The organism is Azospirillum largimobile (genome assembly GCF_977007025.2).
In genome coordinates this window covers 1520693-1540272 of the sequence record NZ_CDRMUA020000001.1, presented here as the reverse complement: position 1 = coordinate 1540272, position 19580 = coordinate 1520693, and the positions used below count along the sequence as shown (strand labels likewise).

The window sequence follows — 19580 nt, the reverse complement described above, 5'->3', positions numbered from 1 at the left end:
GCAACCCGGTGGTCGTAAATACCCTAAACCTTTCCCTACGGAAGCTTCCGTCGCTGTCCCTGGCGGCATCTTCTTCCCGAAGATTGTCAACGCCCGGCGACAATCTTCGGTCATATGCGACAAATTGAAACGAATGCTAGCGAAGGAGCCGAATCGGACTTGGAAGCGGCAACGTACAATGCTTCCATTGCACCTGAACGTCCTACAGGCAGGCCAGGCGGGAGGGCCGGGGCCAACCTGCGCGGGTTACGGGGAGGTGGGGGCATGATGGGGATGGATGGCGGACCGGACGACGAGTTGCTGTTCGGTCCGGAGGACGGGACCGTCATGGCGGTTCGTCCTCAACGGCAGTCCGGCTTGCCCTGGCCCATCCTGGTGGTGGACGACGACCCGCAGGTTCATGCCATGACCGCGGTGCTCCTGCGCGATTTCGACTTCGACGGCCGTCCCTTCGAGGTGGTCAGCGCCCTGTCGGCGGAAGAGGCGAAGGCGGTGCTGGCGCTGCGGCCGGACCTTCCCGTCGCCCTGCTGGACGTGGTGATGGAGACGGAGGACGCCGGTCTCAGGCTGGTCCGCCACATTCGGGAGGAGCTGGGAAACCAGCGCATGCGCATCATCCTGCGTACCGGCCAGCCCGGGCAGGCGCCGGAGCGCGACGTCATCGTCGGTTATGACATCAACGACTATAAGGCCAAGAGCGAGCTGACGGCGCAGCGCCTGTTCACCACGCTGGTCAGCGCGCTGCGGGCGTGGCGCGACATTGTGACGATCGAACGCAACAGGCAGGGGCTGGAGCGGATCCTCAGTGCATCGGCCTCCCTGTTCGAAATGCGGTCGATGCGCGCCTTCGTCGAACAGCTGGTGGAGCAGATTGCCCGCCTCGTCGACCCGGGCGGTACACCCTCCGTGCTTGCCTGCCGGCCGCTGGAGCGCGGTGACGGCAGCCGGTCGGTCGCGCTGGTGGCCGGACTCGGGGAGTTCGCCCGCAGCATCGGGATGCCCGTTGCCGACGTTCTTCCGGCCGACGCGGCGGCGGAGGTCGAGGATGCGTTGGGGAGCCAGCGCAACCTGTACCGGGACGACCGTTGTGTTCTGGTTTTCCGCACGCGCGAGCATGGCGTGACCGTCTTCCGGCTGGAGCGGGCGGAGCCCTACACCCCCGACGAGCACCGGTTGCTGGAGCTGTTCTGCAACCGTGTCGCGATCGGCTTCGACAATGTCTGCCTGTATGAGGAGCTTGTGGCGCTGAACCGCTCGCTCGAGCGGCGCGTGGAGGAGCGCACCAACGAACTGGCCGCCAACCAGAAGGCGCTGATCCTGGCCAAGGAACGGGTGGAGCGTGCGCTGGAGTGCGAATTGCTGGCGCGCGACCGCCAGCGCCAGTTCCTGGGCATGGTCAGCCACGAGTTCCGCACCCCGCTCGCCATCATCGACAGTGCAGCCCAACTGCTTGCCATGAAGGCGGAACAGGTGGAGCCGGAGATGCTGGAAAGGCTGGCGGTGATCCGTGGCAGCGTCCAGCGCCTGACCGGCCTGATCGACGCCCATCTGACCGACGAACGGCTGCAGGGCAACGCGCTGGTGCTCGAACGCGCGGAGGTCGATCTTCCCGATCTGATCCGCAGCGTCGTGCGTCCCTTCCGGGTTGCCTATCCGGACCGTGAATTCCGGATGGAACTGGATGGGTTGCCGCGTCGCGTGGAAATCGATGCCCATCTTATCGGGCTGGTTCTGACCAATCTGATCAACAACGCGGTCAAATATTCCGGACCGGGCGGCCCGATCCTGCTGCATGGCGATACGGACGGCGCCATGGCCGTGATCGAGGTGACCGACCATGGCCGGGGCATCCCGGATCCGGAGATACCCCGCCTGTTCGACCGCTTCTTCCGCGGCTCCGGCGCCTCGGGCATTCCGGGGACCGGCATCGGACTGCACACGGTGCAGCAGATCGTCCTGCTTCATGGCGGTGCGGTGGCGGTGGACAGCGAACTCGGCAAGGGATCGACCTTCCGGGTCGTATTGCCGGTGTGATGGTACCCGATGACGCGCCTGTTCGAAAGGGTATGGCCCTTTGGCATAAGGAATGAGATAGTCGGCACATGTCCGGCACTGACGGAAAATCCGGCGGCTCCCATGCTTGCACAGCAGTATGCGGCGATAAAACGCGATCTGGATGACAAAGGTATTCTGTTTTCCTTCAGCGGATACTTGTCGGAAGGGATACTTTACTCCCTGGGTGAGGCGTTGCGGGAAAAGATGGCTCTGGAAGAGGCAGACGGTCCCACCATCCGTCGGGTCTTCTCCGTCTTTGTCGAGCAGATGCAGAACATCATCCGCTATTCGGCGGAAAAGATGTCGGGCAGCGCCGGCCGCGCGGTCGAACTCAGCGCCGGAATGGTGACCATCGGGGTGGAGGACGGCAAGGTCTTCATCGTCTGCGGCAACACCGTGCGGAATGGCGACGTTCCGCGCCTGAAGCAGCGGCTGGACCATCTGAAGAGCCTCGACCGCAACGGCATCAAGAGCTACTACCGTGAACAGCTTCGGGAGGAACCGGACGACGGCAGTCGCGGCGCGACCCTGGGACTGATCGAGATCGCCCGGCGGGCCAGCGATCCCATCGACTATGATTTCAACGCGATGGACGCGGACCGCAGCTTCTTCTGCCTCAAGGTCCGCGTCTGAGCGGCCGAACCGAGCGACGAGCCATGGACAGCCTGACCATCCCCGCCACCGGACGCACGCCGGGCGTCTCCTTCGACTTCGCCGGCGGCCATTTACGAATGACCGGCGAATCATATCCCGACGACGTCGCCGGATTCTTCGGCCCGGTGTTCGACGCGCTGCGTGGCTATCTGGCCCGCCCCGATGGCGGTCCGATCCGTTTCGACATGGAATTGCTGTATTTCAACAGTTCCAGCGCCAAAGCGTTGATGAACATCTTCCAGATGCTGGAGACCGTGGCGAAGGCCGGCCGGCCGGTGACGTTGACCTGGTGCGTGGAGGAAAACGACGAGTCCATGCGCGAACTGGGCGAGGATTTTGCCGAGGATCTGCGGCATGTCGTCTTCCGGATGCGGGAGATCCCCGCCGGGGGCAGCCCATGAGCTTCAACCTCTTCGCTGCTGAGGAGGAGGCGCTCGCCAAGGCCCGCGCGCTTGAGAAGAGGCTGGAGGCGCTGGCACCGCAGTGCCTGTCCGATTACCGCGAACTCGTCGCCGCCTTCGAACTCAGCACGCGGGAGCAGCAGCGGCTGGTGCGGGTCAGCGACCGCCTGCAGGCCCAGTTGAGCGACGCCAACCACGAACTGGAACGCCGGCGCAGCGAGGCTGAAGCCGCGCTGGAAAGCCTTCGCGAGGCGCAGGAGGCGATGGTCCAGTCGGAAAAGCTGGCTTCCCTCGGGGCACTGGTCGCCGGGGTCGCGCACGAGATCAACACGCCGGTCGGGATCGCCGTTTCCTGCGCGTCCCATCTTGCCGATGCGACCCAGGCCTTGCGCCGCCGGGCGGAGGAAGGGGAATTGGGAAAGGCGGAGTTCGCCCGCTATCTCACCACCGCAATCGACACCACCGACCTCATCCTGGGCAATTGCGAACGGGCGTCGCAGTTGATCGCCGGCTTCAAGCAGGTTGCGGTCGACCGGGCCAGCGCGGAGAGGCGCGGCGTCAATCTTGCCGCCTATATCCAGGATACGCTGGTCAGCCTGCAGCCGAAGCTTCGGCCGTCCGGCCATGCGGTGGCGGTGAGCTGCCCCGGCGACCTTGAATTGGACAGCTATCCGGGCGTGCTGTCGCAGATCCTGTCGAACCTGGTGATGAACGCCCTGACCCATGCCTTTGCCGATGGCCGGCCGGGCGACATGGCGATCACGGTGGATCTTCCGACTCTGGATACCGTCCGACTGTGCTTCACCGACAATGGCCGCGGCATGAGCGAAGAGCACCGCGCCCGGGTGTTCGAGCCATTCTTTACCACCCGGCGCGGGCGCGGTGGCAGCGGGCTGGGGCTGCACATCGTCCACAATCTGGTGGTCGGCGTTCTGAAGGGATCGATCACGGTGGACAGCGTGCCGGACCGCGGCACCAGCTTCACGCTGCTGTTCCCGCGCCGGACGCCGGGTCAGGACTGACTTATCCCTGTGCCGCACCCACCACCCGGATCGGAGCGGAGAAGACATAGCCGACGCCATGCACCGACTTCAGCGGGGCAGGGCCGCCGATGGCGCCCTCCACCTTGTGGCGCAGGCGGCCGACGACGGTGTCGATGGAACGGTCTTCCGGGTTCCAGCGGCGATTGTACAGAGCCTGGGAGATCTGGTCGCGAGTCGCCGGCTTGCGCGCCTGGGTGGCCAACAGGCTGGTCAGCTTCATTTCCATGCTGGTCAGGCTGATGCGGATGCCGGCCGGGTTGGTCAGGCTCCATTCCGTGGGGTCGAGCGACCAGCGCGCTTCGTCGGCGCCGTCATGGACGGAGTCGGCTGGTGCGGCGGCACCGGCGGCCTGGACCGCCGACTCGGCGGCACGCTCGCTCAGTCGGCGCAGCAGCGACTTTACCTGCGCTTCGAGTTCGCGCAATTCGACCGGCTTCACCAGATAGGCGTCGGCGCCGATCTCCAGCCCGACCACGCGGTCGACGGTGGAGCTGCGGGCGGTGACCATGATGATGCCGGCGCCATGGCCGTCGCGCAGACGTGCCGCGATCTTGAATCCGTCCTCGTCCGGCAGGTTCACATCCAGGACCACGATGGACGCGTTGTTGCTCTGGAGCAGACGGTCGAGTTCCGCACCGTCGCGTGCGCCGATCGCATGAAATCCGCAGCCCGTCAGGTATTCCACCATGTCGGACCGGAGCGAACTCTCATCTTCGACCACGACGATCGTCGGACCTGCCATGCCGTGCTCTCCCTGCTGCCACGCCTATGCACACCACTCCAACGGGTGGAACATACCCTAGGATGCCTAAATTTTAAAACAAAGTTGATGGGCCTCGAAAGCGACCTGTGAACCTGTTCCTGACCTATCGCAGATGGCGCGTCACAACCTGTCACAAAAGGTGACATCTCTGTAACAGATTCGCGCAAACGGTCCAGGCCTTTCATGCGGCCCGACGGCCGGATCCCGGTTGGGGAACGGCCGCTGCGTCGGTCAGCCGCACGCGGAACCCGAACAATGTGATGTCGTCGCGCTGTTCGCGGCCCGACTGAAAGCGGTCGAGGGAGGATTCCAACTCCGATTTCAGCCGTTCCAGCGGGCCGGTGCCACCCTGCCGGAGCATGTCCCGCAGGCGGGCTCTGCCGAAGCTGCGTCCGCGTTCGCCGCCGCTCTGATCGGCCAGTCCGTCGGTCCCCAGGATGAAGGTCTGGCCCGGTCGCAGGAGAATGCCGTGATTCGTGAAGGACGACTCGGCTCCACACCGCCCGGCGGACTGCCAGGCCGGACGGTAGCCCAGGCTGCGCCGGTCGCCGCGCAGCTCCACCACCCCGTCGTCGGTGACGATCAGCAGGGGAATGCGCGCGCCGGCATAAACCAGCCTCCCTTCGGCGGGCCGGATATGGCAGAGCGCGAGATCAAGGCCGTTGTCGAAGCACTCGGCTCCGTTGCGGGCTTCTCCCTCCTGGTGCAGGGCGGCGCGGACCTTGCGGTCGACGGCGGCTAGCACCGCTGCCGGGTCGGACGCGCCCAGAAGGTCCAGTGCGTTGTTCAGCATCGCGCTGGCGGTCATCGTCATGAAGGCGCCGGGCACGCCGTGCCCCGTGCAGTCGGCGACCGCGACGACGTATCCGTCCGGCACCTCCCGGCAGACATAGAAATCGCCGCTGACCACGTCGCGCGGGCGCCACAGGACGAAATGCTCGGTGAGGCCGGCCGACAGCGCGTCGTTGGACGGCAGGATGGCGGACTGGATCAGTTGCGCATAGTTGATGCTGTCCATGATGGCGCGGTTGGTGGCGGCCAGTGCCTCGGTCCGTTCGCGGACCCGGCTTTCCAGCGTGCTGGTGTGGTCCTGCACGGTGGCCGCCATGCGGTTGAAGCCTTCCGCCAGCACGCCGATCTCATCGGTGCGGCCGGTATCCATGCGGGCGCCATAGTCGCCGCGCGCCATGGCGCTGGCCAATTGGGTCAGCAGGCGCAGCGGGCGCAGCACCATGCGGTTCAGCGTCAGGCCCAGCACCGCCATCGCCCCCAGCAGCGACAGCACCAGCAGCCCGACTACCGGCACCAGCGCATCCAAGGTTGCCTGCCGGACCTCCGCCGTCGAATAGGCGATCCGCAGGGTTCCCACCGTCTGGACCCGTCCCTCGCGCCCGTGCAGGACGATCGGCCGTTCGACGGTGATGCGTTCGGCGTCGTCCTCGCCGCCGACGCCGATCCCGGCCAGCGGCACGTCGCGGTCGGTCTCGAAAACCGTGATGGAGCGGATGGCGGAATCGCGCCCGGTCAGTGCTTCGATCATCCGCTGGGCGCTGCGGTTGTCCAGTTCCCACACCGGGCCGCTCAGCGCGTCGGCCTGGGTCGCCGCGACCAGTTCGGCCCGGCGCAGCAGGTCCTGGTGGCGCTGACCCTCCACGATCCACTCCGACAGCAGCACGGCCGCCGATCCGATGGTCGCGGTCGTCAGCAGGATGGCTCCGGTCACCCGTGCCAGCAGGGAGGAGCGGCGCCTCACGACAGGATCCCGCTCCGCCGCCACAGCATCTCCAGGCGCCCGTCCGCGGCAAGCCGGTCGAGCAGCGAATCGAGCCAGGCGGTCGCGACGGCTGCGCCCCGGCGCGTCAGGATGGTGTGCTCGTAGATCTGGTCGGTGCGCTCCGACACCACCAGCTGCCGCGCCAGTTCGGGCTCGCGCTGCAAGAAGCGGGTCAGGAAGGAGCGGGTGACGATGGCGAGATCGGCACGGCCGGCAACGACGCTGCGGACGTTGCCCTCATGCGTCACCGTCACACGGGTGCGGAAGCGCTGTTCGAGGATCTTCGGGTCGGCCTCGAACCCGGCGAAGGCGTAGTGGAACCCCAGCCGTCCGAGAATCGACTTGCCGGACAGGTCATCGAAATAGCGCTGGTCGATTCCGGGGGCTGCACGGGCGATGAACACCTCGGCGTCGCTCAGGAAGGGCCGGCTGGCCTCGACCGGCCGGCCTTGCCAGCCCCAATTGCGGCATTCGAAGGCGATCATGTCGAACCGCCCTTGTTCCAGGTCGTCGTACCGCCGCTGCGGCGCGGTGTGGACCATTTCGAACCGGAGTTCAGACTGGGCGGCGTTGAACAGGTCCAGCAGGTCGCGGGTAACGCCGCCGCCCGTCTCGTCGACGTAAGGGGGAAATTCGTAGGCGCCGACCCTGACGACGCCCAAAGCATCGCCGGGCACCGTATGCGCCGCGGCAGTGCGGCCAGCCAGCAGGGGCAGGGAGGCGAGGAGGGGCAGCGCGGTCCGCAGAACCGTGCGGCGGGATAGCGGTCCCGTCATCGCGTCCCCCCTCGTGCTACCCCATTCCGATCCGGATTAATCTACCCCGGTATGCTCCCATGCCGCAATGCGGGACATTTCCTGTCGCTGGACGGGTGTCGGTAAACGGACGGGCCGAAGCTGTCGGCCGTGCCATTCCCAAGTACCGTGATCTCAGGCCGCTTCCGTCGCACGCTCCTGCTGGCTGTCGGCGAGTTCGGTGATCTCGCTTCCGCTCAGGGTCTCGCGCTCCAACAGGGCCTTGGCGATGCCGTCGAGCGCGGCGCGGTCGGTGCGCAGCAGGCGGCGGGCATGCTCCATGCCTTCGTCGGTGATGCGGCGGACCTCCTCGTCGATGCGCCATGCGGTACGCTCGGACCGGGCGCCCGGCTCGGCGGCGGCATGGGCGACATAGCCGATCTCCTCGCTCATCCCCCAGGCCGTGACCATGCGGCGGGCAAGGTCAGTGGCGGCGCGGAAGTCGGCCTCCGCACCGGTGGTGACGTGATCGTGGCCGAAGACGATTTCCTCCGCCGCCCGACCCGCCATGGCGACGGCGATGTCCGCCATCAGCTTGGCGCGGGACACCGACACGCGGTCGCCCTCCGGCAGCCGCACCACCATGCCCAGCGCGCCGCCGCGCGGGATGATGGTGGCCTTGTGGATCGGGTCGGCCTGCGGGCAGCGCAGGGACACCAGCGCATGGCCGGCCTCATGGACCGCGATCAGCCGCCGTTCGTGCGCCGACAGGACGAGGCTGCGGCGCTCGGTGCCCATCAGCACGCGATCCTTGGCAGCTTCGTAATCCGACATCGTGACGACGACCCGGCCCTGACGCGCCGCCGACAGGGCGGCCTCGTTGGTCAGGTTGGCGAGTTCGGCGCCGGAGAAGCCGGGGGTGCCGCGCGCCACGGTGCGGGCGCAGACGTCGGGGGCCAGCGTCAGCCTCCCCGCATGGACGCCCAGGATGGCCTCGCGCCCGGCCACGTCGGGCAGGCTGACATGGATGTGACGGTCGAAGCGGCCGGGGCGCAACACCGCGGCGTCCAGCATCTCCGACCGGTTGGTGGCGGCGATCACCACCACGTCGCCGCCCTCCACGATGCCGTCCATCTCGACCAGCAGCTGGTTCAGCGTCTGCTCGCGTTCCGAATGGCTGTTCGATTCGCCGCGCTTGCCGGCCAGCGCGTCGATCTCGTCGATGAACAGGATGCAGGGCGCGCTGGCGCGGGCGGTCTTGAACAGGTTGCGGACGCGCGCCGCGCCCAATCCGACGAACATCTCGACGAAATCGGAACCCGATGCGGCGAAGAAGGGCACGCCGGCCTCGCCCGCCGCGGCCTTGGCCAGCATGGTCTTTCCGGTGCCGGGCGGGCCGACCAGCAGGATGCCCTTGGGCACGCGGGCGCCTGCCATGGCGAAGCGGCGCGGGTCCTTCAGGAACTGCACCGTTTCGCGCAGCTCCTCCTTCGCCTCGTCCACGCCTGCCACGTCGGCGAACACGGTGTTGGTGTCCTCCGGGCGCACACGGGTGGCGCGTCCCATGCCGAAGAACTGACCGCCGCTGAGCAGCAGCCCGCCGACCAGCAAGGCCACCACCAGGAAGGGAGCCGCGCGGTCGAGCACGCGGACCGTCTGCGCCATCAGCCCGTCCGGCCCCTCGTCGAAGGCGATGGCGACCTTGTGGCTGCGCATCTCCTTCAGCAGGTCGTCGGTCACCGGCATCACGATGCGATATCGGCTGCCGTCGGTGGCGATCGCATGGCCCGTGCCGCTGGAGAAGGTGACGGACTCGATCTCGCCACGGCCGGCCCGTTCGATCAGCGCGCTGTAGGTTGCCGGCTGTTCGTCCGCCCGCCGGCTGTGATCGTACCACGCCGCGAATCCGAGCCACGCGGCCAGCAGGGCGGCCAGGACGGCAAGCGCAATCATCGGGCGTTTCGGCAGCGTGGGCATCTCGGCTCCGCGAAAAGATAGGGACTGGCTTTCGGTCTATGACATTGATGCGGGACATGCCGCCGCCGCGGCAACCGTTAACGCCCCCGGTCCCTTCTTTGACACCGTAAGCGGTGCGTTTGCGGAATGGCTCCCTTGGGATTTGACGGTGATCTCAATCGGTTGCCGATAGCAGGAAGTTCGGACAGTATGGCTTCCCAACCAAAGTGATCCGCCCGAACGATAAGGACCACACCGATATGGCCGAGGCCGCCGCGGCGCCCGCCCTCCAGCTGGACGGCGTGACCTGCACCTTTCCCTCACCCGACGGCCGGGGACGTTCCTATACCGCCGTACAGGGAGCCAGCTTCACCGTCGCGGACGGGGAGTTCGTGTCGATCGTCGGCCCGACCGGCAGCGGCAAGTCGACGATGCTGAACGTCGCCGCCGGCCTGCTGAAGCCCAGCGAGGGCCGCGCGCTGTCCTTCGGGCAGCCGGTGACAGGCATCAATCCCAAGGCCGGCTACATGTTCCAGGCCGAGGCGCTGATGCCCTGGAAATCCGCGCTCGACAATGTCGCCGCCGGGCTGGAGTTCCGCGGCGTCTCCAAGCCGGAGGCGCGGGAGCGCGCGCTGCCCTGGCTGTCCCGTGTCGGGCTGGAGGGGTTCGGCGACCGCTTCCCGCACCAGCTGTCGGGCGGCATGCGCAAGCGCGTGGCGCTGGCCCAGACGCTGATCGTCGATCCCAAGATCATCCTGATGGACGAGCCCTTCTCGGCACTCGACGTCCAAACCCGCCAGATGATGGAGAACGAACTGCTCGACCTGTGGGCGGCGGACCGCAAGTCGGTGGTCTTCATCACCCACGACCTGGAGGAGGCGATCGCCATGTCCGACCGGGTGTTGGTGCTGTCCGCCGGTCCCGGCGCCCGGCTGATCGGCGAATACCGCATCGACCTGGACCGACCGCGCGACGTGGCGGAAATCCGCATGACGCCGCAGTTCCTGGCCCTTCACAAGGAAATCTGGGGCCAGCTGCGCGACGAAGTTCTGAAGGGCTACGCCCAGACCAAGCTGCGGTGACGACATCATGAGATCCCATGCCAAACGCCTGCCCAGCCGCCCGGTCATCCTGCTGCTTCAGCTGGGCGTCCTGATCGCTTTCTTCCTGATCTGGCACGTGCTGACCGACACCAAGATCCTCAGCCCGTTCTTCTTCGGCACGCCGGGGGCGGTGCTGGCCCGCACCTGGGCGGATTTCGCCTCGGGCGTCATCTGGTATCACTTGGGCATCACGCTGCTGGAGACGGCGCTGGCCTTCGTCATCGGGACCGTTGCCGGCATCGCCTTCGGCTTCTGGTTCGCCCGCGCGCCGTTGGTGTCCCTCGTCTTCGACCCCTACATCAAGGCGATCAACGCGCTGCCCCGCGTGGTCCTCGCGCCGATCTTCGCGCTGTGGCTCGGGCTCGGCATCTGGTCGAAGGTGGCGCTGGGGGTGACGCTGGTCTTCTTCATCGTCTTCTTCAACGTCTACCAGGGCGTGAAGGAGGTCAGCCCGGTCGTGCTGGCCAATGCCCGCATGCTGGGTGCCAGCTCCCGCGACCTGTTCCGGCATGTCTATCTGCCTTCGGCCCTGTCCTGGGTCTTCTCCTCGCTGCACACCGCCGTCGGCTTCGCCATGGTCGGTGCGGTGGTGGGCGAGTATCTGGGCTCCGCCGCCGGGCTCGGTTACCGCATCCATCAGGCGGAAGGCGTGTTCGACACCGTCGGCGTCTTCTCCGGCATGCTGGTGCTGACGATCTTCGTCGTCCTGATCGATGCCGCCGTCACCATGATCGAGAAGCGGCTTCTGCACTGGCGCCCGCAGGATACCAGCGGCGGGCAGCACTGAGTTCCTTTAAGGAAATCCAACTGGGGGAGGAAACCAATGACGTTCAAATCGCTGATCGCGGCCGCCGCGATCGTCATGACGTTGGGAACGGCCGGACTGGCCGCGGCGCAGGACAAGCTTGAGAAGGCCGACATCAAGATCGCCGTCGGCGGCAAGCCGCTGCTCTATTACCTGCCGCTGACGCTCGCCGAACGGCTGGGCTACTTCAAGGAAGCCGGTCTGAACGTCGAGATCAGCGACTTCGGCGGCGGTGCCAAGAGCCTGCAGGCCCTGATCGGCGGATCGGCCGACGTGGTGACCGGCGCCTACGACCATACCATCCAGATGCAGGCCAAGAGCCAGCCCATCGTGGCGGTGGCCCAGCTCGGCCGTTATCCAGGCATCGTGCTGGCCGCCGTCAACAAGGCCGGCACCATCAAGTCGGTCAAGGATCTGAAGGGCAAGAAGGTCGGCGTGACCGCCCCCGGCTCCTCCACCAACTTCATGCTGAACCATGTTCTGACCTCCATGGGCATGAAGCCGGAGGATGCGTCGGTCATCGGCGTCGGCGGCGGTCCCAGCGCCATCGCCGCGATCAAGCGCGGGGAAATCGACGCCATCGTCAATCTGGACCCGGTGATCAGCCAGGCGCAGGCCGACGGCGACATCACCGTCCTGCTCGACACCCGGACGGAAAAGGGCACCCTGGACGTCTACGGCGGTCCCTATCCCGCCGCGGTGCTCTACATGAAGCCGGACTTTATCAAGGAAAACCCGAAGACCACTCAGGCGCTGACCGACGTGTTCGTCCGCACCATGCTGTGGCTGAACAAGGCCAGCACAGACGATGTGCTGAAGGTGCTGCCGGAGGAGTATTTCCTGGGCAACAAGTCGCTCTATGCCCAGGCCTTCGAGCATTCGAAGCCGACCTATTCGCCCGACGGCCGCTTTACCCAGGCTGGCGCCGATGCCGCGCTGAAGGTGCTGAAGGCCTTCGATCCGGCGGTCGCGTCGACCAACATCGACCTGTCCCGGACCTACACCAACCAGTATGTCGAGGACTCCCTGAAGCGCCTGCAGAAGTGAGCCTCGCGGGCCGGTTTGGAATACCCATACAAAAAATGTGGGCGCGGCATTCCGTCGCGCCCATTTTTATGTTGCACTGCCGTTAGACTGGACGAAATCGGTCCTGATTGCTCCCCGGATCAGGACCCTCCATCCAACAGCGGAGTGCCCCATGGCCGAGGTGATTTTCTACGGAATGGCCGCTTGCCCGGCGAACGCCAAGCAGAAGCAGCAACTGACTGCCGCCGGCCACACGCTGGTCGAACGTGACCTTGCCACCGCCGAGTTGACGGCTGACGACCTCCGCGCCTTCTTCGGCGACAAGGAGGTCGATGCGTGGTTCAACCGCCGCGCCGCCGCAGTGAAGTCAGGCGCCGTCAAGCCCGATGCTCTCGACGAGACCGCCGCACTGTCCGCGATGCTGGCCGACCGCGACCTGATCCGCCGCCCGCTGATCCAGGTCGGCGACCGCCGCGAGGCCGGCTTTGACCCCACCACACTGCATGGCTGGATCGGCCTGACCTCCGGCGAAAGCTGCGACGACAAGCACGCCCGCGGCCAGTGCGATCACGGCCACCAGCATTTCGTCAAGGCGCCGACGGCCTGACGGGCCTCACTCCGGCGGCACTTCGCGCGGCTTGCGGTCCTCGCCGATGGCGACGTAGGTGAACACGCCTTCCGTAACCTTGATGGGGTCGGAGCCGGAGCGTTCGCGCCGCACCCAGGTCTCGATGCGGACGCGCAGCGAGGTGCGGCCGACCTTCTCGATCCGGGCGAAGCAACTGACCTCGTCGCCGACGAAGACCGGCTTGTGGAAGGTCATCGCCTCGATCCCGACGGTGGCGACGCGGCCATGGCTGCGCCGCACCGCCACCGTGCCGCCGGCCAGATCCATCTGCGCCAGCAGCCAGCCGCCGAAGATGTCGCCGTTCGGATTGGTGTCCGCCGGCATCGCGATGGCCCGCAGGGCGGGGCCATTGTCGAAGTCGTATGCGTGCGCTGCGCTCATGCTTCCTCCGGCGTCACGAAAATTTCCTGCACAAAAGCTTGTGGCATCGCACTATAAACGGCACAGGATGCGCTTGCGCACCCCTGACGAAATTCCTATCATCCCGTCATGAGCGATCTTTTCGAGAACACGGCCCCCAAGGCCGACAGCTACTCCGCCCAGGATATCGAGGTTCTGGAAGGGCTGGAGCCCGTCCGGCGCCGGCCGGGCATGTATATCGGCGGCACCGACGACCGTGCGCTGCACCATCTGGTGGCGGAGGTCCTGGACAACGCCATGGACGAGGCGGTGGCTGGACACGCCAGCCGCATCGACCTGGAGTTGGCGGCCGACGGCACGGTGATGGTGCGCGACAACGGGCGCGGCATCCCCATCGACGACCACCCGAAATATCCGGGCAAGTCGGCGTTGGAGGTCATCATGACCACGCTGCACTCCGGCGGCAAATTCTCCAACAAGGTCTACCAGACCTCGGGCGGCCTGCACGGCGTCGGCTTGTCGGTGGTGAACGCCCTGTCGGACCGGCTGACCGTCGAGATCGCCCGCGAAAAGCAGCTCTACGTTCAGGAGTACAGCCGCGGCCTGCCGCAGGGGCCGCTGGCCCACCGCGGCAACGTCAACCGGCGCGGAACCACCATCCGCTTCCATGCGGATGCGGAGATCTTCGGCGAGACCGCTCATTTCGAACCGCATCGGCTGTACCGGCTGGCGCGCTCCAAGGCCTATCTCTTCCGTGGGGTCGAGATCCGGTGGAGCTGCGATCCGGCGCTGCTGTCGGTCGACGCCACCACGCCGGCATCGGAGACCCTGCATTTCCCGGGCGGCCTGCAGGATTACCTGACCGCCGCGCTGAAGGACCGCAAGACGCTGACGCGGGCGCCCTTCGCCGGTGCGCTCGACTTCCCCAACGGCCAGGGCCGGGTGGAATGGGCGGTGGCGTGGCCGGATGACGATGAAGGCTTTTCGCACACCTACTGCAACACCGTGCCGACCCCCCAGGGCGGCACGCATGAGGCCGGCTTGCGCACCGCGCTGACCCGCGGCCTGAAGGCCTATGGCGAGCTGACGAACAACAAGCGCGCCGGGCAGGTGACCGCCGACGACGTGATGGGCGACGCCTGCATCCTGCTGTCGGTCTTCATCCGCGAACCGCATTTCCAGGGCCAGACCAAGGAGAAGCTGGTGACGGCGGAGGCCCAGCGCCTCGTCGAGACCGCGGTGAAGGACCATTTCGACCATTGGCTGTCCGGCGATCCGCAGAGCGCCAACGCCCTGCTGGAGCGCCTGATCGAAAAGGCGGAAGAGCGGGCGCGCCGCAAGCAGTCCAAGGAGATGACGCGCAAGTCGGCCACTCGCCGCCTGCGCCTGCCCGGCAAGCTGGCGGACTGCTCGCGCAACTCCCCGGAGGGCACCGAACTGTTCCTGGTGGAGGGCGACTCGGCCGGCGGCTCCGCCAAGCAGGCGCGGCAGCGCGAGACCCAGGCCATCCTGCCGCTGCGCGGCAAAATCCTGAACGTCGCCAGCGCGTCCGTCGACAAGATGAAGGCCAACCAGGAGTTGAACGACCTGACCCAGGCGCTAGGCTGCGGTATCGGCAAGGACTTCTCGACCGACAAGCTGCGTTACGAGCGGGTCATCATCATGACGGACGCCGACGTGGACGGCGCCCACATCGCCTCGCTGCTGATGACGTTCTTTTACCGCGAGATGCCGGGCCTGATCCAGGAAGGCCACCTGTATCTCGCCCTGCCGCCGCTCTACCGCCTCAGCCATGGCAACAAGCAGGTCTACGCCCGCGACGACGCCCACAAGGACGAGCTGCTGTCGAAGATGTTCAAGGGCAAGAAGCCCGACATCAGCCGCTTCAAGGGCCTGGGCGAGATGATGCCGGCCCAGCTGCGCGACACGACGATGGACCCCTCCAAGCGCTCGCTGCTGCGCGTGGTGGTGCCCAATGCCGCCGATCCGGAAGAAAAGCCGGAATTCGAGCGCACCCGCTCCCTCGTCGAGGAACTGATGGGCAAGAAAGCCGAGCTTCGCTTCCGCTTCATCCAGGACAACGCGAAGTTCGTGAAGGCGGACGACATCGACGTGTGATGGCGGGAACGCTCCCGCCGTACCGGGATGCGGGATCAGCGGAGGCTTCGTGGAGCTGTCGAGGGACCTGCTGGAACAGGCGTTTGAAATGATGGGTGACCTTGCCGCACTGGACGGCAAGGTCATCGACATCGCCGTCTATGGTGGGTCATGCCTTCTGCTGGCCGGCAACATCCGCGACGTGACACGAGATGTCGACGCGGTGTTCCTCAGAGAGCGCAGCCGCGGTTACGAATTGGCAGATGCCGTTGGACGCCGTCTCGGTCTTCCCGACGACTGGCTCAATCAGGCGGTGAAGAGCGTCGCTCGGCCGAAGGGCAATCCTCAGTCGAACCTGCTGCCGTTCGGCGAATATCCCAAAAAAGGACAGATCGGACTTCGCGTTTACCTGCCCACACCGGAATACATGCTGGCGATGAAGTTGCTTGCCAACCGGCTTGACGATCCTGAAGGAGTGGCGCGGGACAGGCGGGACCTCTACTTCCTGATGGAGGTGACCGGCTTGGTGGCGAATGAGCAACTGGCCGAACTCGTCACGCTCTGCTATCCGCAAGTTCCCGGAATTAATGCGCGAATCGCTGCAAAGATCGAGGACATCGTTCAAGGTTATGCCGTCCGGGAGTGCGAAGATGACCGACGACCTGAACCGCCGTCCTGGAACGCTGGCCGAGGCCATCCGACGCTATAGGTCCGGACGGCAGGCATTCTCGGTGGCGTTGGGCGAGTTCCTCGACGAATTCTACATGGATCACGATGCGGGCAGCCGATACGCCCGTGTCCAGGAGCCGCCGGAACAGCTCGGCGACGGTGTATTCGACGCCTATGCCGGCGCGGTCGGCGAACATCTGGTGCGCCGCTGGCACCTCGGCCCGCCTCCGGATTGGACCGACGAGCCCTGCCGCTTCCTTCGGCGCCCCTGGTTCCCGCCGGGCGCGCAGGCGGAGAAGCCGATTCTGCTGGTCGAAAGCCCGATGGCATTCCGGCGCCGGATGCTGTTCGTCGAAGCCGAGCCTTTGCGGCGGGCACGGATGCCTCATGACGAGCGATGGCGCGCGTACGAGTACCTTCGTACGGGCCTTAGTCCGGACGATGACGCGGGAGGCCCCGACCCGAGCTAGCTTCGGGTGGAAGTTCCCGTGGAAAATTCACGGTTATGGGGAATGCCGTCCCTGGTCTATCATTCCGGAAGCTGCCGCTCCCGAGAACCTCTCGCGGACAATGGCCCGACCCCGCAGGAGACGCATGCACCCCTTAGCCTTCCCCGGAGCGCAGATTCCGGATGACGCCATCCCGCCCGAGATGCTCGCCGCAGCGCTGTCGTCGCTCACTCCATTCGCCACCGACCTGTTCGTGCCGCGCTACCAGCCTTGCGAGGTCGGGCGCTGGCAGTTGCGGGTGGCGCCGATGCTGGTGAGCTCCGGCTATTGGAGCCCGGCGCTGATGACGACCGGCACCGCCGCCCTGTTCCGGCGCGAGGCGGATGGCGATCCCCGCTGCTGGATGTCGATGACGCCGATGGAGATCGAGAGCCAGGAGATCGGCGTCCGCGCCGCCACCGGTCATACGGTGGTGATGGGCATGGGCATGGGCTGGGCGGCGGTGAATGCGGCGCTGCGGCCGGAAGTGACGCGGGTCACCGTGGTCGAACTCGACCCCGACGTGATCGAGGTCAACCGGCGCATCGGCCTGTTCGACCAGCTTCCGGCAGAGGCCGTGGCGAAGATCGTCCTCGTCAATGCCGATGCGCTGGAATTCCGCACCGAGGAACCGGCCGACACGCTGATGACCGACATCTGGCTGCCGATCAACGGCGACGAGCGGATGGAGCAGTCCCGGGTCATGGCGCGCAACACCGGCGCGCGGCGCGTCTATGTCTGGGGCCAGGAGCTGGCAATCGCCCGCCGCGCCCGGATGCTGGGGGTGGAGGTGACCGACGCGACGGTCGCACGCATCGTCGCGGAGTTCGGCCTTCCCCTGATCGGGCCGGAGCGTCCCGACTATCCGGGCCTGATCGCCCGCGCTGCGGACAAATGGCTGCGGGACATGTAACGGATCCGGGCCACGGGGTAGGGGAGCACTCGCCCATCCGGCAACCGCTCCCCATATCCCGCCCAGCGATACCAACGGACGATCCGATCATGCGCATGCTCCCGCCGCTCGCCGCCCTTCTGCTGGGTGCCTCGGTCCTCGCCGCCTGCTCCAACGAGAGGGTGGTGGCGAGCGAACCGGCCCCCGCCTACACGCGCAGCGAGGTCTCCTATGCGGCGGGGAACCGCGACCTGCGGGTGGTCCTGCATGGCGACCCCTTCGGCCTGCCGCCGGAACGCTTCGCGGAAAAGGTTCTGCCCCACATGCAGAACCGCGTGTCCGGGGTGAAGACCAACCTCACCACCACGCCGAACGAGACGGCACGGCGGGATTACAAGGTGGTGCTGGCCTTCAACGTCGCGGAGAACATGCTGAACTCGTCGCTCTGCACGGACGGGCCGATCCCGACATCGCCGCCGGGCGGACCCATCGTCGTGCAGGGGGCGTTCTGCCGCTCCGGCGGGGCGCTGACCTCGGCCACCGGCTGGCTCGACCGGCCGCAGGGGCCGGACGATCCCGATTTCCGCAGCCTGATCAGCGACATGACCTTCACCCTGTTCCCCAGCCGGCGGGCCGACCTGTTCTGCGGCGCCATCGACTGCTGACGGCAGTCCCGGGCCGGCAGTCGCGGGCCGTCAATCCCGCAGCAGCCAGTCGCGCATCAGCGCGGTCACCGCCTGCGGCTGTTCCATGGCAGACAGGTGCCCGCAGTCCTCGACCAGCACCAGCCTCGCGCCGGGGATGGCGTCCGCCATCTCTTCGTGCAGGGCGGGCGGGGTCAGCGCATCCTGGCGTCCGCAGACCACAAGCGTGGGGCAGCGGATGGCGGCGAGGCCGGGCCGGCTGTCGGGTCGGTTGATGATCGCCTCCTGCTCGCGGGCATAGGCGTCGACCCCCACCCGCTCCATCTGGTCCAGCACCGACCGGACGAAGGCGTCGTCGGCCATGCGGCCGGGGTGGATCAGGCGGGGCAGGGCGGCGCGGATCACCTGTCCGTAGCGGCCCTGGCGGGCGAGCGCCACCGCCTCGCGCCGGGTGGCGGTCGCCTCCGCCGTGTCGGCACGGGCATTGGTGTCGAGCAGCGCCAGCCTGTCCACCCGCTCCGGCGAGCGGCGGAGGATCTCCAGGGCGACATAGCCGCCCATCGACAGGCCGGCGACGGCGAACCGGTCTGGCGCCGTCGCCAGCACCTTGTCGGCCATGGCCGCGATGGATCCGCATTCCGCCAGTTCGACCACCTGCGGATCGGCGACGTCGGCGAGGTGGCGGACCTGATGGTCCCACAGCGCCGCATCCAGCGGCATGCCGGGGAGCAGGATCAGGGCAGGGCGGCCGGACGGGCGGCTGTTCGGCATCGGGCTTCTCCTGCGCTCACTTGACCAGGGCACTGACGACCTTGAAGACCGGCGTGCCGGCCCGTTCCATCCACTCGAACAACACCATCTCGGTGGTGACGATGGTGACGCCGGCGGCACGCATCCGCTCCAGCGCCGCGGCGTGGTTGGCGGGGGTGCGCGAGGACACCGCGTCGGCGACCAGATAGACCGCATGGCCCTGCTGGCGCAGCCCCAGCGCCGTCTGCATCACGCAGACATGCGCCTCCGTCCCGCAAAGCACGATCTGCGGGCGCTTCAGGTCCTCCACCGCGGCGTTGAAGGCGGGTTCGCCGGTGCAGCCGAAGGTGATCTTCTCGATCACCGGGGTCCCGGGCGGCAGGTGGGCGCGCACGGCCTCCACCGTCGGCCCGAGGCCGCGGGGATACTGCTCCGTCACCAGCACCGGCACGGACAGGGCGGACGCGGCCTTCAACAGCATCCCGACATGCCGGACGACGCGTTCGGATTCGTGAATGGCCGGCAGCAGGCGTTCCTGGACATCGACCACCACCAGCACCGATTCCTGGGCACGAAGAATCATCAAATGCACTCGACCGTTCCATTTGGGGCTTGGCGCCCTTGTTCAGGGCACCGGCAATGGCCGCGACTCGCAGCGACGCCGTCGGACAGCCTAGCGCAGGGGATCGATTTCGCCAACGCGGCGTGTTTTCGCGCCTATTTTCGGCTTCGGAACAT

At 66.8% G+C, this 19580-nt stretch carries 20 protein-coding genes; 13 read left to right on the top strand and 7 right to left on the bottom strand.

Annotation, left to right across the window (positions count from 1 at the left end; genetic code table 11):
• The first annotated feature begins 264 nt into the window (after positions 1 to 264).
• From ACWPKK_RS07130 to ACWPKK_RS07115, 4 genes are read left to right on the top strand one after another with little or no spacing between them, the layout of a single operon-like run.
• Positions 265 to 2034: an ATP-binding response regulator gene (locus ACWPKK_RS07130; protein ID WP_452002253.1), complete on the top strand. Its 1770-nt coding sequence runs from the start codon at positions 265 to 267 to the stop codon at positions 2032 to 2034.
• 9 nt (positions 2035 to 2043) lie between these two features.
• Positions 2044 to 2688, top strand: a complete 645-nt coding sequence (locus ACWPKK_RS07125; protein WP_452002251.1) for a SiaB family protein kinase — start codon at positions 2044 to 2046, stop codon at positions 2686 to 2688.
• A 23-nt stretch (positions 2689 to 2711) separates the two neighbouring features.
• The gene (locus ACWPKK_RS07120) at positions 2712 to 3110 is read left to right on the top strand and encodes a DUF1987 domain-containing protein (RefSeq protein ID WP_324865765.1); all 399 of its coding nucleotides are present in this window, start codon (positions 2712 to 2714) and stop codon (positions 3108 to 3110) included.
• Positions 3107 to 4132 carry a sensor histidine kinase gene (locus ACWPKK_RS07115; RefSeq protein WP_452002247.1) on the top strand — a complete coding sequence of 342 codons (1026 nt, stop codon included), beginning with the start codon at positions 3107 to 3109 and terminating at the stop codon, positions 4130 to 4132. The genes ACWPKK_RS07120 and ACWPKK_RS07115 overlap by 4 nt, the downstream gene beginning before the upstream one ends.
• Before the next feature lies 1 nt (position 4133).
• Here ACWPKK_RS07115 and ACWPKK_RS07110 read toward each other — a convergent pair whose 3' ends face one another.
• From ACWPKK_RS07110 to ftsH, 4 genes are all read right to left on the bottom strand, one after another.
• On the bottom strand, positions 4134 to 4895 hold the full coding sequence (locus tag ACWPKK_RS07110; RefSeq protein WP_324865769.1) for a response regulator transcription factor: 762 nt from the start codon (positions 4893 to 4895) through the stop codon (positions 4134 to 4136).
• Positions 4896 to 5097: 202 nt separating this feature from the next.
• Positions 5098 to 6669, bottom strand: a complete 1572-nt coding sequence (locus tag ACWPKK_RS07105) for a SpoIIE family protein phosphatase (RefSeq protein WP_452002244.1) — start codon at positions 6667 to 6669, stop codon at positions 5098 to 5100.
• The gene (locus ACWPKK_RS07100; protein WP_452002241.1) at positions 6666 to 7466 is read right to left on the bottom strand and encodes a substrate-binding periplasmic protein; all 801 of its coding nucleotides are present in this window, start codon (positions 7464 to 7466) and stop codon (positions 6666 to 6668) included. The genes ACWPKK_RS07105 and ACWPKK_RS07100 overlap by 4 nt, the downstream gene beginning before the upstream one ends.
• A gap of 153 nt (positions 7467 to 7619) precedes the next feature.
• Positions 7620 to 9401, bottom strand: coding sequence for an ATP-dependent zinc metalloprotease FtsH (ftsH, locus tag ACWPKK_RS07095; RefSeq protein WP_452002238.1), 1782 nt, complete (start codon positions 9399 to 9401; stop codon positions 7620 to 7622).
• Between the two features lie 239 nt (positions 9402 to 9640).
• Between ftsH and ACWPKK_RS07090 the strand changes: the two genes are divergently transcribed.
• The 4 genes from ACWPKK_RS07090 to ACWPKK_RS07075 all read left to right on the top strand — a co-directional run bounded on the left by ACWPKK_RS07090 (position 9641) and on the right by ACWPKK_RS07075 (position 12921).
• Entirely contained in the window at positions 9641 to 10462 is an 822-nt protein-coding gene (locus ACWPKK_RS07090) for an ABC transporter ATP-binding protein (RefSeq protein ID WP_452002235.1), read from the top strand.
• A 7-nt stretch (positions 10463 to 10469) separates the two neighbouring features.
• A complete protein-coding gene (locus tag ACWPKK_RS07085; protein WP_452002232.1) occupies positions 10470 to 11270 on the top strand; it encodes an ABC transporter permease in 801 nt (266 codons plus the stop codon).
• A gap of 36 nt (positions 11271 to 11306) precedes the next feature.
• Positions 11307 to 12335, top strand: coding sequence for an ABC transporter substrate-binding protein (locus tag ACWPKK_RS07080; RefSeq protein ID WP_452002229.1), 1029 nt, complete (start codon positions 11307 to 11309; stop codon positions 12333 to 12335).
• Between the two features lie 151 nt (positions 12336 to 12486).
• A complete protein-coding gene (locus ACWPKK_RS07075) occupies positions 12487 to 12921 on the top strand; it encodes an ArsC/Spx/MgsR family protein (RefSeq protein ID WP_452002226.1) in 435 nt (144 codons plus the stop codon).
• A gap of 6 nt (positions 12922 to 12927) precedes the next feature.
• Here the strand turns inward: ACWPKK_RS07075 and ACWPKK_RS07070 are convergent, their stop codons facing one another.
• Positions 12928 to 13323, bottom strand: a complete 396-nt coding sequence (locus ACWPKK_RS07070) for an acyl-CoA thioesterase (protein ID WP_149221828.1) — start codon at positions 13321 to 13323, stop codon at positions 12928 to 12930.
• A gap of 108 nt (positions 13324 to 13431) precedes the next feature.
• Here ACWPKK_RS07070 and parE point away from each other — a divergent pair, with 108 nt between their 5' ends.
• The 5 genes from parE to ACWPKK_RS07045 all read left to right on the top strand — a co-directional run bounded on the left by parE (position 13432) and on the right by ACWPKK_RS07045 (position 18113).
• Positions 13432 to 15420 carry a DNA topoisomerase IV subunit B gene (parE, locus tag ACWPKK_RS07065; protein WP_324868723.1) on the top strand — a complete coding sequence of 663 codons (1989 nt, stop codon included), beginning with the start codon at positions 13432 to 13434 and terminating at the stop codon, positions 15418 to 15420.
• Positions 15421 to 15469: 49 nt separating this feature from the next.
• On the top strand, positions 15470 to 16108 hold the full coding sequence (locus ACWPKK_RS07060; protein WP_452002223.1) for a hypothetical protein: 639 nt from the start codon (positions 15470 to 15472) through the stop codon (positions 16106 to 16108).
• Positions 16050 to 16538: a hypothetical protein gene (locus ACWPKK_RS07055; protein WP_452002220.1), complete on the top strand. Its 489-nt coding sequence runs from the start codon at positions 16050 to 16052 to the stop codon at positions 16536 to 16538. The genes ACWPKK_RS07060 and ACWPKK_RS07055 overlap by 59 nt, the downstream gene beginning before the upstream one ends.
• A gap of 124 nt (positions 16539 to 16662) precedes the next feature.
• Positions 16663 to 17469, top strand: coding sequence for a hypothetical protein (locus ACWPKK_RS07050; protein ID WP_452002217.1), 807 nt, complete (start codon positions 16663 to 16665; stop codon positions 17467 to 17469).
• Between the two features lie 89 nt (positions 17470 to 17558).
• Positions 17559 to 18113, top strand: coding sequence for a hypothetical protein (locus ACWPKK_RS07045; protein WP_324868715.1), 555 nt, complete (start codon positions 17559 to 17561; stop codon positions 18111 to 18113).
• Positions 18114 to 18143: 30 nt separating this feature from the next.
• Here ACWPKK_RS07045 and ACWPKK_RS07040 read toward each other — a convergent pair whose 3' ends face one another.
• Both ACWPKK_RS07040 and ACWPKK_RS07035 read right to left on the bottom strand, forming a co-directional pair.
• Complete coding sequence (locus ACWPKK_RS07040; protein ID WP_452002215.1) at positions 18144 to 18863, bottom strand: alpha/beta fold hydrolase; 720 nt, start codon at positions 18861 to 18863, stop codon at positions 18144 to 18146.
• Positions 18864 to 18879: 16 nt separating this feature from the next.
• Positions 18880 to 19425 carry a hydrolase gene (locus ACWPKK_RS07035; RefSeq protein WP_452002212.1) on the bottom strand — a complete coding sequence of 182 codons (546 nt, stop codon included), beginning with the start codon at positions 19423 to 19425 and terminating at the stop codon, positions 18880 to 18882.
• Between the last annotated feature and the right edge of the window lie 155 nt (positions 19426 to 19580).